12 protein-coding genes are annotated in these 13,048 nt (G+C 73.4%); 9 read left to right on the top strand and 3 right to left on the bottom strand.

The window, feature by feature from the left end; genetic code table 11:
• The first annotated feature begins 462 nt into the window (after positions 1-462).
• From ACWGE1_RS03845 to ACWGE1_RS03835, 3 genes are read left to right on the top strand one after another with little or no spacing between them, the layout of a single operon-like run.
• A complete protein-coding gene (locus ACWGE1_RS03845) occupies positions 463-1,425 on the top strand; it encodes an ABC transporter substrate-binding protein (protein WP_383562867.1) in 963 nt (320 codons plus the stop codon).
• A 39-nt stretch (positions 1,426-1,464) separates the two neighbouring features.
• Positions 1,465-2,409: an amino acid ABC transporter permease gene (locus ACWGE1_RS03840; RefSeq protein WP_453418955.1), complete on the top strand. Its 945-nt coding sequence runs from the start codon at positions 1,465-1,467 to the stop codon at positions 2,407-2,409.
• Positions 2,406-3,170, top strand: coding sequence for an amino acid ABC transporter ATP-binding protein (locus tag ACWGE1_RS03835; RefSeq protein ID WP_453418954.1), 765 nt, complete (start codon positions 2,406-2,408; stop codon positions 3,168-3,170). The genes ACWGE1_RS03840 and ACWGE1_RS03835 overlap by 4 nt, the downstream gene beginning before the upstream one ends.
• A gap of 64 nt (positions 3,171-3,234) precedes the next feature.
• Here the strand turns inward: ACWGE1_RS03835 and ACWGE1_RS03830 are convergent, their stop codons facing one another.
• Positions 3,235-4,023, bottom strand: a complete 789-nt coding sequence (locus ACWGE1_RS03830; protein WP_453418953.1) for a class I SAM-dependent methyltransferase — start codon at positions 4,021-4,023, stop codon at positions 3,235-3,237.
• Positions 4,024-4,090: 67 nt separating this feature from the next.
• On the opposite strand from ACWGE1_RS03830, the gene ACWGE1_RS03825 reads away from it, so the two are divergent.
• Positions 4,091-4,720: a CGNR zinc finger domain-containing protein gene (locus ACWGE1_RS03825; RefSeq protein ID WP_453418952.1), complete on the top strand. Its 630-nt coding sequence runs from the start codon at positions 4,091-4,093 to the stop codon at positions 4,718-4,720.
• Here ACWGE1_RS03825 and sodX read toward each other — a convergent pair.
• Positions 4,624-5,046: a nickel-type superoxide dismutase maturation protease gene (sodX, locus tag ACWGE1_RS03820; RefSeq protein WP_453418951.1), complete on the bottom strand. Its 423-nt coding sequence runs from the start codon at positions 5,044-5,046 to the stop codon at positions 4,624-4,626. The two genes, ACWGE1_RS03825 and sodX, sit on opposite strands and share 97 nt — an antisense overlap.
• Positions 5,047-5,217: 171 nt before the next feature.
• Between sodX and sodN the strand changes: the two genes are divergently transcribed.
• Positions 5,218-5,613 (top strand): superoxide dismutase, Ni, encoded by a 396-nt coding sequence (sodN, locus tag ACWGE1_RS03815; RefSeq protein ID WP_030709803.1) that lies wholly within the window; start codon positions 5,218-5,220, stop codon positions 5,611-5,613.
• Positions 5,614-5,750: 137 nt separating this feature from the next.
• Here sodN and ACWGE1_RS03810 read toward each other — a convergent pair whose 3' ends face one another.
• Positions 5,751-5,939 carry a DUF6104 family protein gene (locus tag ACWGE1_RS03810; protein ID WP_453418950.1) on the bottom strand — a complete coding sequence of 63 codons (189 nt, stop codon included), beginning with the start codon at positions 5,937-5,939 and terminating at the stop codon, positions 5,751-5,753.
• 105 nt (positions 5,940-6,044) lie between these two features.
• On the opposite strand from ACWGE1_RS03810, the gene ACWGE1_RS03805 reads away from it, so the two are divergent.
• The 4 genes from ACWGE1_RS03805 to fxsA all read left to right on the top strand — a co-directional run bounded on the left by ACWGE1_RS03805 (position 6,045) and on the right by fxsA (position 13,006).
• Positions 6,045-8,243, top strand: coding sequence for a VMAP-C domain-containing protein (locus ACWGE1_RS03805; RefSeq protein WP_453418949.1), 2,199 nt, complete (start codon positions 6,045-6,047; stop codon positions 8,241-8,243).
• Between the two features lie 148 nt (positions 8,244-8,391).
• On the top strand, positions 8,392-9,447 hold the full coding sequence (locus ACWGE1_RS03800; protein ID WP_453418948.1) for an AAA family ATPase: 1,056 nt from the start codon (positions 8,392-8,394) through the stop codon (positions 9,445-9,447).
• 6 nt (positions 9,448-9,453) lie between these two features.
• Entirely contained in the window at positions 9,454-12,699 is a 3,246-nt protein-coding gene (locus tag ACWGE1_RS03795) for an SAV_2336 N-terminal domain-related protein (RefSeq protein ID WP_453418947.1), read from the top strand.
• Positions 12,700-12,811: 112 nt separating this feature from the next.
• Positions 12,812-13,006, top strand: a complete 195-nt coding sequence (gene fxsA / locus ACWGE1_RS03790; protein WP_202199748.1) for an FxSxx-COOH cyclophane-containing RiPP peptide — start codon at positions 12,812-12,814, stop codon at positions 13,004-13,006.
• Positions 13,007-13,048: the final 42 nt, after the last annotated feature.

Genomic DNA, 13,048 nt, shown 5'->3' with positions numbered 1-13,048 from the left:
GGCACCGCGTCCGTACTCCGCGTCAACGGTTGGCCCGTCTCCGCGAAGGGGAGGTTCGTACGCGCGGGCGCGCCGCACGCGCGCCCTGAGCCCCGGATGAGGGGTGTAAGGATCTGTTCTACCCGAAGAACGCTCGCCCAGACGAGTCGATTCCCGCTCAACTGTAGGTCCCTTGCCCGGCTTTTGGCGAAAAGTCCAAACCTTGCTGTCCGGTGGGCGAGACGCTCCGTAGAAACTGCGGCAAAAAGACCAGGTCACAGCAGTATCTGCGGTCCGGAACCCCCTTCTCCGCAGTCCTGTTGGGCCACCCCCGCCGCCCGTTATGCGATTTTGACCTGACGGGCACCCTGAATGTCTCAGTCCGAATGGCAAGATGCCGTAATCACACAAGGTCGCGACACTCGATGGTGCGTGTCCGACCGTTTTTCGATGCTTTTCCACCAGCGCCGGAGGAACCAAGCCATGACCGCTAGCACCACCCGTCGTACGACCGCCGCACGGTCCCGGATCGCCGCGGTCGGCGCGATCGCGGTCGCGGGCGCCCTGATCCTCACCGGTTGTGGTGACCAGACCGACAAGGCTTCCACCAGCCCGTCGGGTGCGGCGAACAACAGCAGCGCGCCGCTCTTCTCGAAGCTTCCGAAGAAGATCCAGGACGCCGGTGTCATCAAGGTCGGCACCGACGCGACCTACGCGCCGATGGAGTTCACCGAGGGTGGCAAGATCGTCGGCGTCGACCCCGACATCGCGGCGGCCCTGAGCAAGCAGCTCGGCGTTCAGTTCAAGTTCGAGTCGGGCACCTTCGACACTCTGATCGGCAGCATGCAGACGGGTCGCAGCGACCTGGTCATGTCCTCGCTCACCGACACCAAGGCCCGTCAGGAGGGCCTGGACGACAAGGGCGCCAAGACCGGTGCCGGTGTCGACTTCGTCGACTACTTCTCCGCCTCCACCGGCATCCTGGTCAAGAAGGGCAACCCCCAGGGCATCAAGACCCTCGACGACCTGTGCGGCAAGACGGTCGCCGTCCAGCGCGGCACCACGTACGAGGAGTCCGCCAAGACCCAGGCCGAGAAGTGCAAGACGGACGGCAAGGGCGAGCTCAAGATCGAGTCGTTCCCGACCGATGCCGAGGCCCAGACCCGAGTGAAGGCCGGCGGCGCCGCCGCGGACCTGAACGACTCCCCGGTCGCCGCGTACATCGCGCAGACCGCCGGCGGCGGCAACGACTTCGAGGCCATCGCCAACCCGACCGACGCCGGCCTCTTCGGCATCGCGGTGGACAAGAAGAACACCGAGCTGCGCGACGCGCTCAAGGAAGCCCTGGACGCGGTCATCAAGGACGGCACGTACAAGGCTGCCCTGGACAAGTGGAACGCGGGCTCCGGCGCCGTGACCGAGGCCAAGATCAACGCCGGTTCCTGACCTCCACGTACCACCGCAGCACACTGAAGGGCAGTCACTGTGACTGACAAGCTCGACAAGGTCCCGGACCCGGCGGACACCCCGCCGGCCGGGGCTGTCCCCCCCGAGGCGATCCGTGCCATTCCGGTCCGCCATTACGGCCGCTGGATCAGCGCCGTGGTCGTCATCGGCCTGGTCGTGGCGCTCGTCGTCGCCTTCTCGCAGGGCAACGTGCGCTGGGCGACCGTGCCGGAGAAGCTGTTCGACCCGACGATCCTGCGCGGTGTCGTCAACACGATCTGGATCAGCATCACCTCCATGGCCCTGGGCCTGGTCCTCGGTGTTCTCTTCGCCGTCATGCGGCTCTCGAAGAACCCGGTGACCAGCACCATCGCCTGGTTCTACATCTGGCTGTTCCGCGGCACCCCGGTGTACGTGCAGCTCCTCATCTGGTTCAACCTCGCCCTGATCTTCCCGATCCTGAACCTCGGGTTCTACAAGGACGAGATGACCCAGGTCATGACCCCCTTCCTGGCCGCCCTGCTGGGTCTGGGCCTCAACGAGGGCGCGTACATGGCGGAGATCGTCCGCGCCGGCATCCAGTCGGTCGACGAGGGCCAGACCGAGGCCTCGCACGCGCTGGGCATGACCCGCACGCAGACCATGCGCCGGGTCGTGCTCCCGCAGGCCATGCGGGTGATCGTGCCGCCGTCCGGCAACGAGTTCATCAACATGCTCAAGACCTCGTCGCTCGTGGTCGCCGTGCAGTACTTCGACCTGCTGCGCGCGGCCCAGGACATCGCCTCGACCTCGTTCGCGGTGATGGAGATGTTCTTCGTCGCGTCGATCTGGTACCTCGCCCTGACCTCGGTGTTCAGCGTCGGCCAGTACTACCTGGAACGCCGCTACGCCCGTGGCGCGCTCCGCTCGCTGCCGCCGACACCGCTGCAGAAGATCAAGGCGAAACTGTCCAGCTTCTCGAACCGCAAGGCGGTGGCCCGATGACGACTGCCATGGTGAAGGCCGAGGGCGTCCACAAGTCCTACGGTGCGGCGCACATCCTCAAGGGCATCGACCTGGAGGTCGCCCCGCGTGAGGTCTTCTGCCTGGTCGGCCCGTCCGGCTCCGGCAAGTCGACGTTCCTGCGGTGCATCAACCACCTCGAGCAGATCAACGCCGGACGGCTCTACGTCGACGGGGACCTCGTCGGCTACCGCCAGAAGGGCGACAAGCTCTACGAGCTGAAGGACAGCGAGGTCGCCGCCCAGCGCCGGGACATCGGCATGGTCTTCCAGCGCTTCAACCTGTTCCCGCACATGACGGCCGTCGAGAACGTCATGGAAGCCCCGGTCATGGTCAAGGGCGAGTCCAAGGCGGTGGCCCGCGAGCGTGCCGTCAAGCTCCTGGACCGTGTCGGCCTCGGTGACAAGGGCGGGAACTACCCCACCCAGCTCTCCGGCGGCCAGCAGCAGCGCGTGGCGATCGCCCGCGCGCTGGCCATGGAGCCCAAGCTGATGCTCTTCGACGAGCCCACCTCGGCGCTCGACCCCGAGCTGGTGGGTGACGTCCTGGACGTCATGCGGGACCTCGCCGAGTCGGGCATGACCATGATCGTGGTCACCCACGAGATGGGCTTCGCCCGCGAGGTCGGCGACAACCTCGTCTTCATGGACGGCGGCGTCGTCGTCGAGTCCGGCCACCCCCGCGACGTCCTGGGCAACCCCCAGCACGACCGGACCAAGGCATTCCTCTCCAAGGTGCTGTAGTCCGCACCTGCGGACGGACGAGGGGCGGTACGGGATCCCGTACCGCCCCTCGGTCATTTCAGGGTCACTGCTTCAGGCCCAGGACCAGCGCGTCCGAGGGGGAGCTCCAGACCGTACGGGCCTCCGCGAAGCCCGCGGCGCGCAGGGTCTCGGCGTGCCAGGCCGCGGAGGGGGTGTCGCCGTCCGCGTGCTCCCCGTAGATCTCGAAGCGCTGCTTCACCTGCTCGGTCAGCGCAGGGTCGGCGCCCGCCAGGGCCCACCACTCGCGCCAGTCCACCGCCCCGGCCGCCCTGGCCCGGTCCATGCCGGCGTGCCGGTGGGCGTGCTCGGCGGCGTTGATGCGGGGGGTGGCCGGGTCGGGCATGTGGTCGGCGTTCATGAACACCCCGCCCGGGGCCACCAGCGGTGCGAGCTGCCCGTACAGGACGGCCAGCTCCTTGCTCGGCAGCCAGTGCAGGGCGGTGGCCGTCAGAACCGCGTCGTACGTGTCGTGGGGCAGGGCGGCCCGCCAGTGGGGGTCCTTGAGGTCGGCGGTCACGAAGCCGACCCGCTCGTCCCCCGCGAAGTGGCCCCCGGCGATGGTCAACAGGGCCGGGTCGAGATCGACGCCCGTACTGGTGGCTTCCGGGAACCGCTTGAGGACGCGGTCCGTAATACTTCCCGTACCGCATGCGAGATCCAGCACCCGGGGGGTGGGTCCCACCAGTGCCTCGACCATGTCCAGCATCACCCGGAACCGCTCCTCGCGGTCGGGCATGTACCACTCCTGCTGGCGGTCCCAGCTGTCCTGCCAGGCCTGCCAGTCGGTCGTGCCCGTCGCCCCGGTCGTATCCGTCACCCCGAACCCCTTCATACGTAATACCCTCGAAGACGTCTCAGCTGTTACCAGAGACCTTAAGCCGCAGCCGTAAGGACTACAAGTGGAACTGGCCCATTACTCGGACTTCGCCGTGCGCCTGGTCAACACCGAGGAGCCGGCCCGCAACAAGGACGCGCTCACCTCGGTGGACGCCGTCCGCGCCCTGTTCGGCGCGAGCCAGCAGATGGCGCGCCGCGTCACCGACGGTGACGTCACCCGCTTCCGCAACGTCCGCGGCCGCCTGCGCTCCGTCTTCGAGGCCGCCGACGGCGGCGACCACGTCCTCGCGGTCGACCTGCTGAACTCGCTGCTCATGGAGTTCCCCATCAGCCCCCAGGTGTCCGGCCACGAGACCCTCGACGACGACGGCCGCCCCGACTGGCACATCCACCTCGCCGAGCACCCCTCGAACGCCTCTGCGGGCTACGCCGCCATGGCGGCCATGGGCCTGGCCTTCGCCCTCACCGAGCACGGCCCCGACCGCCTCGGCCTGTGCCAGGCCGCGCCCTGCCGCAACGCCTACCTCGACACCTCCACCAACCGCTCCCGGCGCTACTGCTCCGACCGCTGCGCCACCCGGGCGAACGTGGCCGCCTACCGCGCCCGCAAGCGGCTGGAGGCTGAGGCGTCCGCCCGCAGCGGGCGCAGCGCCGAGACCGCCCAGGACAGCCGGGCCCTGAGCGAGCGCTGATCCTCCTCGCGCGGCCGGAAGCGCAGCACCGCCGTCGCCAGCACCAGCTCCCGGGGCACCGGGCCGTAGACGGTGCTGTCGCCGGTCTCGTTGTACGGGTTGTCGCCGAGCACCCACCAGCTGCCGCCCGGCCGCCGCTCCACCGCCCGCTTGACCACCAGCAGGTCCTGCTGGAAGGGGTGGCGCAGCACCACCACGTCACCCGGCCGGACGGCGGCCCCGTACCGGACCACCAGCTGGTCCCCGTTCAGCAGCGTGGGGACCATCGACGCCCCCGTCACGTCCACCACCCCGAACCGCTTCCGCGGGCGCCCGTTCTCCACCATGCGTGTCCTCCTCATCACCCTCGCATGCTGCCGCACGGGTCCGTACATTCGCTCACCGGTCCGGCCGCGACCCTGGACTTTTGTCCTAAGCCCCCGGGGGCGCCCGCGAAATCCGGTTGTTCAGCGAGTAATCTCCCCCTTGAGAAGACGATCACGAGGAGGACAAACTCCATGCTTTCCCGCCTCTTCGCCCCCAAGGCGAAGGTCTCCGCCCACTGCGATCTTCCGTGCGGCGTGTACGACCCTGCCCAGGCCCGCATCGAGGCCGAGTCCGTCAAGGCCGTGCAGGAGAAGTACCAGGCCAACGACGACGCCGACTTCCGCGCGCGCGCCATCACCATCAAGGAGCAGCGCGCCGAGCTCGCCAAGCACCACGTCTCGGTGCTGTGGAGCGACTACTTCAAGCCCCCGCACTTCGAGAAGTACCCGCAGCTGCACACCCTGGTCAACGACACCCTGAAGGCCCTCTCGGCCGCCAAGGCGTCGAACGACCCGGCGACCGGCGCCAAGGCTCTTGAGCTCATCGCCGAGATCGACCGCATCTTCTGGGAGACCAAGGCCGCCTGATCCAGGGCGCCCCTTGCCTTCCGTTCGCGCCCGCCGCACCGGCCGGCGCGAACACCGAGAACGGCCCGACCGCACCGAGCGGTCGGGCCGTTCTCCGTCTTCGCGTCCAACAGGTCCCGCAGGTCGCCCGCGGGGGATCAGCCCTCGTCCTCGTCCTCGTCGTCGTCCAGGCGGGCCAGCCAGGTGGCCAGGCGTTCCACCGGGACCTCGAAGTCCGGGTTCAGGTCGACGAAGGTGCGCAGCTGCTCGGCGAGCCACTCGAAGGTGACCTCCTCCTCGCCGCGCCGCTTCTCCAGCTCCTCGATGCCGCGATCGGTGAAGTACAAGTCGGGCTCCGTGCCGTGATGGGGGTGTGCAGGGGGTGTTTCCCGCCAGGATAATCCGCCTATCGGTGAGACCTCCCGCACACGCCGTCACCGGGTCTAGCCTGGATGCCCAACGAGCGGGGGGCGCGGATGACGGACGGGCGCACGACGGGTGCCGCGCGCGCCTTCGAGCTCCTCGAACCCCTCGTCCAGGCGGCGACCGTACGCGTTCACGCCCCGCCCGGCGGGTATGAGAACCCCCGCAGTCATCGGACCGGTCCCACGTGGGGGAGCGGCTTCTTCATCGCTCCCGGCTGGGTCCTGACGTGCGCGCACGTGGTCGGCGAAGGGGGTGCTGCGGTGCGTCTGACGGGGCGCGAGGTCGGCATCACCTTCTCGGCGGGAAGCCTCACCGGGACGGTCACCGGCCGCGTGGAATGCGTACTGCCCGAGCGGCTGGAGGAGCGGCGCCCCGGCCGGCACGCGCTGTGGGACCTGCCCGACCTGGCGCTGATCAGGGTCCTGGCGCCCGTCTCGCACGCCTGCGTCTGGCTGACCGACCGCTCCCGACCACGCTTCGACGAGGTCGCCTACTTCGGCTGCACCGAGGACCTCGGCACCCCCGAGATCACCGGCCGCACCACCCGGCTGCGCGGCACCGCGGGCAACGGCGCGGCCATCCGGCTCGGCGACGACGACGAGATCGAGCCCGGCATGTCCGGCGGGCCCGTCGTGGACCTGGCCCGCGGGGAGGTCGTCGGCGTGCTCAAGGCCCGGCGGCAGACGGGGGGCGGCGGGCTCGCCGTATCCGTCGTGCAGCTGCGCACCCTGCCGATGGCCGCGCGGGGCCGGGTCGGGCTCTACCGCCGGATCATGCAGGCCCACGACCTGTACCACTACGACCAGCACCTCAGCGACCTCGACAACCGCCGGACCTGGACGGACGTGCACGGTGAGCTCCCGCCCGAGGAGGGCGACCCGTACGCCGGCCGGGGCCGGCTCACCCCCGGCGAGCGCACCACCCTGTGCGGGCTGCTGGCCGAACTGCCCCCGCCCGGCTCCTCCGAGGTCGTGCGCGCCCTGGTCGAGGCGGTGCGCGGGGAGGAGCCGGACCCGCTGCCGCCGGCCCCGCTGAGCTGGCGCGACGGGCTGGGCCTGCTGCACGACCCGCCCGGCGGGACGGGGGAGGCCGCGGCGATGCTGCGGTACGCGACGGACGTGAGCGTGGCCGACCACCGGGAGCCGGTCACGCCGGGCGCGGACGAGGAGCTGTGGGACTGGGTCCGGGCCACGGCCGAGCGGCTGTGGCGGCCGCTGCGGCGGGAGCTCGGCGAGCGCCGCGAGCGGGGCCTCGCCGAGCGGGAGCGGCACCGGCGGGCCTCGGCCGGGCGGTCGGTGCACGGCCCGGCCCGGCGGTCCGGCGGGCTGCCGCCCGGGGCCTCGGTGCTGCTGGAGGTGTGGGCGCACGGCTGGGAGGACGTCTACGACTGGCGGGTCTCCGTGCTCGCCGGTCCCGCGCACGCGGGGCGGGTGACGCCGGTGGACTCGGGCGTACGGGCCACCCTGGCGGGTCTGCCGGAGGCGTTACGGGTCCCGCTCGCCGAGGGCTTCCGGCGGTGCGACACCCACGAGGCGGCGGCCCTGCTCGAAGTGGCCGTGGCCCCCGCGCTGTTCGGGCTGGCGGTGGACGAATGGGTGGTGGTGGGCGGCGTACCGCTGGGCGTGCAGCGGCCGGTGGTGCTGCGTCATCCCGCAGGATCGAACCCCCGTCGGCCGAACCCGGGCGTGGCGGACCCGGGCGTGCCGAACCCGGGCGTGCCGAACCCGGGCGGGGCGGACCCGGGCGGGGCGAGGGAGCACCCCGCCGACCGTGAGGGCACCGATGCTGCCGCCCGGTGGACCCGGGTGCAGACGGGACCGCTGCTGGACGAACGGGCCGACTGCGCCGGGGGGCGCCCGCGCAGCCCCGCCACCGAGTGGCTGACGGGACTGCCCGACAACACCGTGCCGGTGCACTGCCGGGCGGCGGACCAGGAGCCCACGCTCGGCTCGCTGCACGCGGTACGGGAAGCCGGATACGGGGTGGTGGTGACCCGCCGGCCTCCGCCGGAGCCGGGGGCCTCGTGCGCACCCTTCCACCGCGGGCTGCGGGAGGAACTGGCCGACGCCGGGCGGGCGGAGGTGCTGCCGGTGCGCCTGCAGCACCTGCGGGGACGGGCGTACGGGGCGGACCCCGACGCCTACTGGGCCGCCGGGACGGGGCTGGTGTGGGAGGACCCGGCGCGGCCGCTGCCCGACGAAGAGCCGCTGCAGGGCGACCTGTGACGGGGCCGGGCCCGGCGGACCCGGGCGGCCGGCCCGGGCGGCGGACGTGAACGGGCGGCGGACGTGAACGGGCGGCGCGAGCGGATGACGGCGGGAACGGATGACGCGGACGGACGATCCGGGCGGCGGACGCGAGGGAGGGAGCATCATGAATGACGAGTGGCTCATATACCGCGGGGTGGGTGAGCCCCACGACGGGATCGACGCCCTGCCCGACCCGCCGCCCTGGCGGGACTTCGACGGCGGGCCCGTGACGGAGGCGGACGGCCCGGCCCGGGTCACCGACGGCAACGTCGCCCGGCGGCTCGGGGCGCACCGGCAGGCCGCCGAACTGCACCGGCCCGAGCCCGAGGAGCTGGAGGCCATCAACGCGGCGCTGTACCTGCGGCGGCCGCTGCTGGTGACCGGCTTTCCCGGAACCGGGAAGTCGACCCTCGCGCACGCCGTCGCCCACGAGTTGAAGCTCGGGCGGGTGCTGCGCTGGCCGGTGGTGTCGCGGACCGTGCTCCAGGACGGGCTCTACCGGTACGACGCCCTGGCCCGGCTGCAGGACGTGCAGATCGCCGCGGGCGGCGGCCCTGCCGCAGGCTGTGGCACGCCCCCCGGCTCCACCACGGCCGCCGGCCCCGCAACCGCCCCCGGCATCGGGAAGTACATCCGGCTCGGGCCGCTGGGCACCGCCCTGCTGCCGACCGCCCGGCCCCGCGTGCTCCTCATCGACGAGCTCGACAAGAGCGACATCGACCTGCCCAACGACCTGCTGAACGTGCTGGAGGAAGGGGAGTTCGCGCTCCCCGAGCTGGAACGGGTCGCCGACAGCGAGCCCGAGGTGCGGGTGCTCACCGACGACGGGACGAAGGTGACCGTCCGCGGCGGCCGCGTCCGCTGCCGGGCCTTCCCCTTCATCATCCTGACCAGCAACGGGGAACGGGACTTCCCGGCCGCCCTGCTGCGCCGCTGCATCCAGCTCAAGCTCGGCCAGCCCGGCGAGAAACGGCTCGCCACCATGGTCCGCGCCCACCTCGGCGAGGAGGCCGCCCGCCTCGGGGCCGACCTGATCCGGGAGTTCCTCAGCCGCTCCCAGTCCGAACTGGTCGCCGCCGACCAGCTGCTCAACGCCGTGTACCTGACCCACTACGCCGCCCCGCCCACCCGGGAGGACCTCGCGGACCTGCTCATCCAGCGCCTCGACCGTCCGAGGTGATCGGCCGTGGCCTCCGCCGGACCGTCCGGCGTCCGTGAACTGGCCGCGCTGCTGCGCGCCGCGGGGCTCGACCCGTCCGCCGAGGAACTCGCCGACGCCCTGTGGCTGGCCGGCCACATCCGCCGGCCCGGGCAGACCTCCCCGGGCGCCCAGGAGCCGGGCGGCCCGGACACCGACGCCGAGGAGACCGCCGAGGAGACCGCGGAACCCGTACGGGCGGACGCGGAGGCCGAGGACCCGGTCGGGCTCTACGCGCCCGGCGCGGCCCGCCCCGACGGCGCCGAGGGGGAACGGCCGGGGGACTCTCCCGAGGAGTACGGAGTGCCCGTACGGGTGCCGGGAGCCGCCGCGCTGCCCCGCATCCTGGACATCCAGCGCGCCCTGCGCGCCCTCCAGCGGCACCGCCCGCCCGGCCCGCCCACCCGGCTGGTCATCGACGAACAGGCCACCGCCGACGCGAGCGCGAGGGCCCTCGGACCGGTCATCCCGGTGCTCCGGCCGGAGAGCCGGCGCGAGGCGACCGTGCGGCTGGTGATGGACGCGTCCCCGTCGATGGCCGTCTGGCAGGACATGTTCGAGGAACTGCGGTCCGTGTGCGAGCGGTTGGGTGCCTTCCGCGACGTCCAGGTGCACTACCTGCACCGCCTCGCGGACGGCACGGCGGCCCTCGGGCGCAGCGGCGACCCCGGCTCCGGCCTGCGCTCGGGGGACCAGCTGCGGGACCCGACCGGCCGGGCCCTGACCATGGTGGTCTCCGACTGCGCCGGGCCGCTGTGGCGCGAGGGCACGGCGCAGCGGCTGCTGCACCGGTGGGCCGAGTGCGCCCCGTGCACCGTCGTCCAGCCGCTGCCGCAGCGGCTGTGGGGGCGCAGCTGGCTGCCGACCGAGCGGGGCACGCTCACCCGGCTGGAGGGCGGCGCGCGCAGGCTCGCCTTCCGGCCGGACCGGCCGCCGCTGCCCGGGCGGCCCGGGGGAGGGCTGACGGTGCCGGTGCTGCCGCCGAGTCCGACCGCCCTCGGGGCATGGGCCCGGCTCCTGGCCGGGATCGCCGCCGGGCCCGTACCGGCCGAGGTGGGCCGGGTACTGCCCGACCATCCGACCGCGCCGCTGCCGCCGCCGCGTGCCGTACGGCCGCCGCGCGAGCTGGTGGCGCGCTTCCGGTCCTCGGCCGCGCCCCGGGCCCTGCAGCTCGCGGTGTACCTGTCGGCGGCGCCGCTGACGCTGCCGGTGATGCGGCTGGTGCAGCGCACGATGCTGCCGGACTCCGAGCCCTCCGACCTGGCGGAGGTGCTGCTGAGCGGGCTGCTGCGGCGCAGCGGGCCGGGGCACTGGTACGAGTTCGTCCCCGGGGTGCAGGACGTGCTGCTGGGGCCGCTGGGACGGGACGAGGCGGCGCTGGTGCTCAAGCACTGCTCGGAGTACATGCTCGCGCACTTCGGCCGCGGCGTACGGAACTTCCCCGCGCTCGCCGTCTCCCAGCTGACCGGGGCGCCGCCGACGGCCCCGGACCCCGGCCCCGAGGACGCCGAGCGGATGCCCGAGGGACGGCTCCCGCAGGCCTTCGCACAGGTTTCGGCCAAAGTCGTACGGCGCTACCTGCCCGGGATGCCCGAGGAGGGCCCGGCGGTACGCCGGCCCGCCCCGGCCCCGGTGCCCGCCAGGGCCGGGGCGGTGCGCGCCGCCCGGGACCGGCTCGCGGACGCCGACGCCGACGGGGACGGCGGCGCGCGGGCACTGTACGAGGCGGTGGCGGTGCTCCGGAGGGCGGTGACCGCCCCGGCCGGGCCCGGCGATCCGCCGGAGGAGGCGGAGACCGAACTGGCGGGAGCCCTGCTGCGGCTGTGGACGGCCCAGCAGGACCCGGAGCTCCTCGCCGAGGCGGAACGGGCCGTGACCGGGCTGCGGACGGCGCAGGCGGGAGCCGTGCTCGGCCGGGTGCTGTACGAGCGGGCGCTGGCCTCGGGACCGGACGCGGAGCTGCTCGCGGCGGCGGACCTGGAGTTCGCGGCGGCGGGCGCCGCGGCCGACCCCGAACTGCGGCGGGACTGCGCGGTGCGGCGGGCCGAGACCCTGATCCGGCTGAGCGGGCTGCGGGACGACGCCGGCGCGCTCCGCGAGGCCCGCGCGGCCCTCGAACCCCTGGCGGGCCCCGTGCCCGGCACGGACACCGCCGCGGCCCCCGGCGGGTACGGCGACGGCGACGGCGGCGGGGACGGCGGAGCGGGCCCGTCCCCGTACGCGGAGCTGCACCTGGCCCTGGGCCGCGTCCTGCTGGCCATGCTGCCCCGCACCCCGGACCCGGCCGAGCGCACGGCCCTGGCCGAACAGGCCGCGGCCCGCCTCTCGACGGCCCTGGACACCCCACCGGCCGCCCCCGGACGGACCGGCGCGGGCAGCACCGCGCGGGTGCGGGTGGAGCTGGCCGACGCGCTGCGCCACCTCCCCGGCCGGCTGGAGGAGGCCGCCGGGCAGCTGGACGCGGCCCTGGCGCAGGCGGGCGGGGAACCGGAGCTGAGGGTGGCCGCCCTGGTGTGCCTCGCGCGCGTGCACCGGGAGCGGTACGCCCGCGACGGCGACCCGGCGGCACTGGAGGACGCGGCCGAGGCGTACGGCCGGGCCCGGCGGCTGATCCCCCGCGACGGGGAGGCCTTCGGGGAACTGCTGCCCGAGTGGGGCGAGGTGCTCCTGGAGCGGGCCCGGGCCGCCGACGGCCGGCGGTTCACCGGGGCCGCCGTACGCGTCCTGCGCGAGAGCCGGGCCGCGGTCCCGCAGTCCGACCCCGGGTCGGCCCACCGGCTGCTGCGGCTGGCCACCGGGCTCCGGCTGCGGCACACGTACGAGGGCGACGCGGTGGACCTGCGGGAGGCCGAGTACCTGCTGGAGCTGGCCGTCCGGCACAGCCGGAGCCCGCTGGAACAGGCCCGCGCCTGGCGGGACCACGGCGACGTGCAGCAGGAGATTCACGGCCACACCCGGGCGCTGGACCGCCTCGACCGGGCGGCGGACTCCTACCGGCGGGCCTGGCGGGCCGCGCTGGAGGCCGACGTGGAGGAGCGCGAGGACACCGGCGTCCAGCTGGCAGCCCGCGTACAGGAGTTGCGCGGGGAGGTGCTGGAGCGCCTGGCCCGGCCCCGCGCGGCCCTGGACGCGTACCGCTCGGCGCTGGAGCTGTGGACGCGGACCCGCGAGGGCGCCGCAGGGCGCTCGGAGTCGGTCCGGGCCCGGATCCGGACTCTGGAGGCCGGGCTCTGACGCCCGCGCCGCGGGCGCGGCCGCGACCGGGGACCGCTGTTTCCGCGGACCGGTCGGCGGGAAAAGGAAGTGGACCATCCGGTGTGCGACGCGACAGGGGGCCCGGCGGCACATGGTGACGAAGCAGCAGGAAGTGGCGGCGGCGACCCCGGGATGCCCGGGGCGGCTGCCGGATCTCTCCGGGCTGGACCTTGCGGCGCTGCGCGGGATCGACCATCCCGTGCTGGCCCGGGTGATCGAGGGCATGGTCGAGCGGGTGACCCATCCCGCGGAGATCCTCAACGCCTTCGACTCCAGCGTGGCCTGATCGCGCCGTGCCTGAACGCGCCTGATCCGCCCCACCTTGAAA

The organism is Streptomyces sp. NPDC054932, from assembly GCF_053610205.1.
Note: the sequence above shows the minus strand (reverse complement) of the source record. Positions and strands in the feature narration are given on the sequence as shown.

Bases quoted from the DNA above. Each gene is read 5' to 3' on its own strand.
- ACWGE1_RS03845 (WP_383562867.1), top strand. From the start codon at position 463: ATGACCGCTAGCACCACCCGTCGTACGACCGCCGCACGGTCCCGGATC.
- ACWGE1_RS03800 (WP_453418948.1), top strand. From the start codon at position 8,392: ATGAATGACGAGTGGCTCATATACCGCGGGGTGGGTGAGCCCCACGAC.
- ACWGE1_RS03805 (WP_453418949.1), top strand. From the start codon at position 6,045: ATGCCCAACGAGCGGGGGGCGCGGATGACGGACGGGCGCACGACGGGT.
- sodN (WP_030709803.1), top strand. From the start codon at position 5,218: ATGCTTTCCCGCCTCTTCGCCCCCAAGGCGAAGGTCTCCGCCCACTGC.
- sodX (WP_453418951.1), bottom strand. From the start codon at position 5,046: ATGGTGGAGAACGGGCGCCCGCGGAAGCGGTTCGGGGTGGTGGACGTG.
- ACWGE1_RS03830 (WP_453418953.1), bottom strand. From the start codon at position 4,023: ATGAAGGGGTTCGGGGTGACGGATACGACCGGGGCGACGGGCACGACC.
- ACWGE1_RS03835 (WP_453418954.1), top strand. From the start codon at position 2,406: ATGACGACTGCCATGGTGAAGGCCGAGGGCGTCCACAAGTCCTACGGT.
- fxsA (WP_202199748.1), top strand. From the start codon at position 12,812: ATGGTGACGAAGCAGCAGGAAGTGGCGGCGGCGACCCCGGGATGCCCG.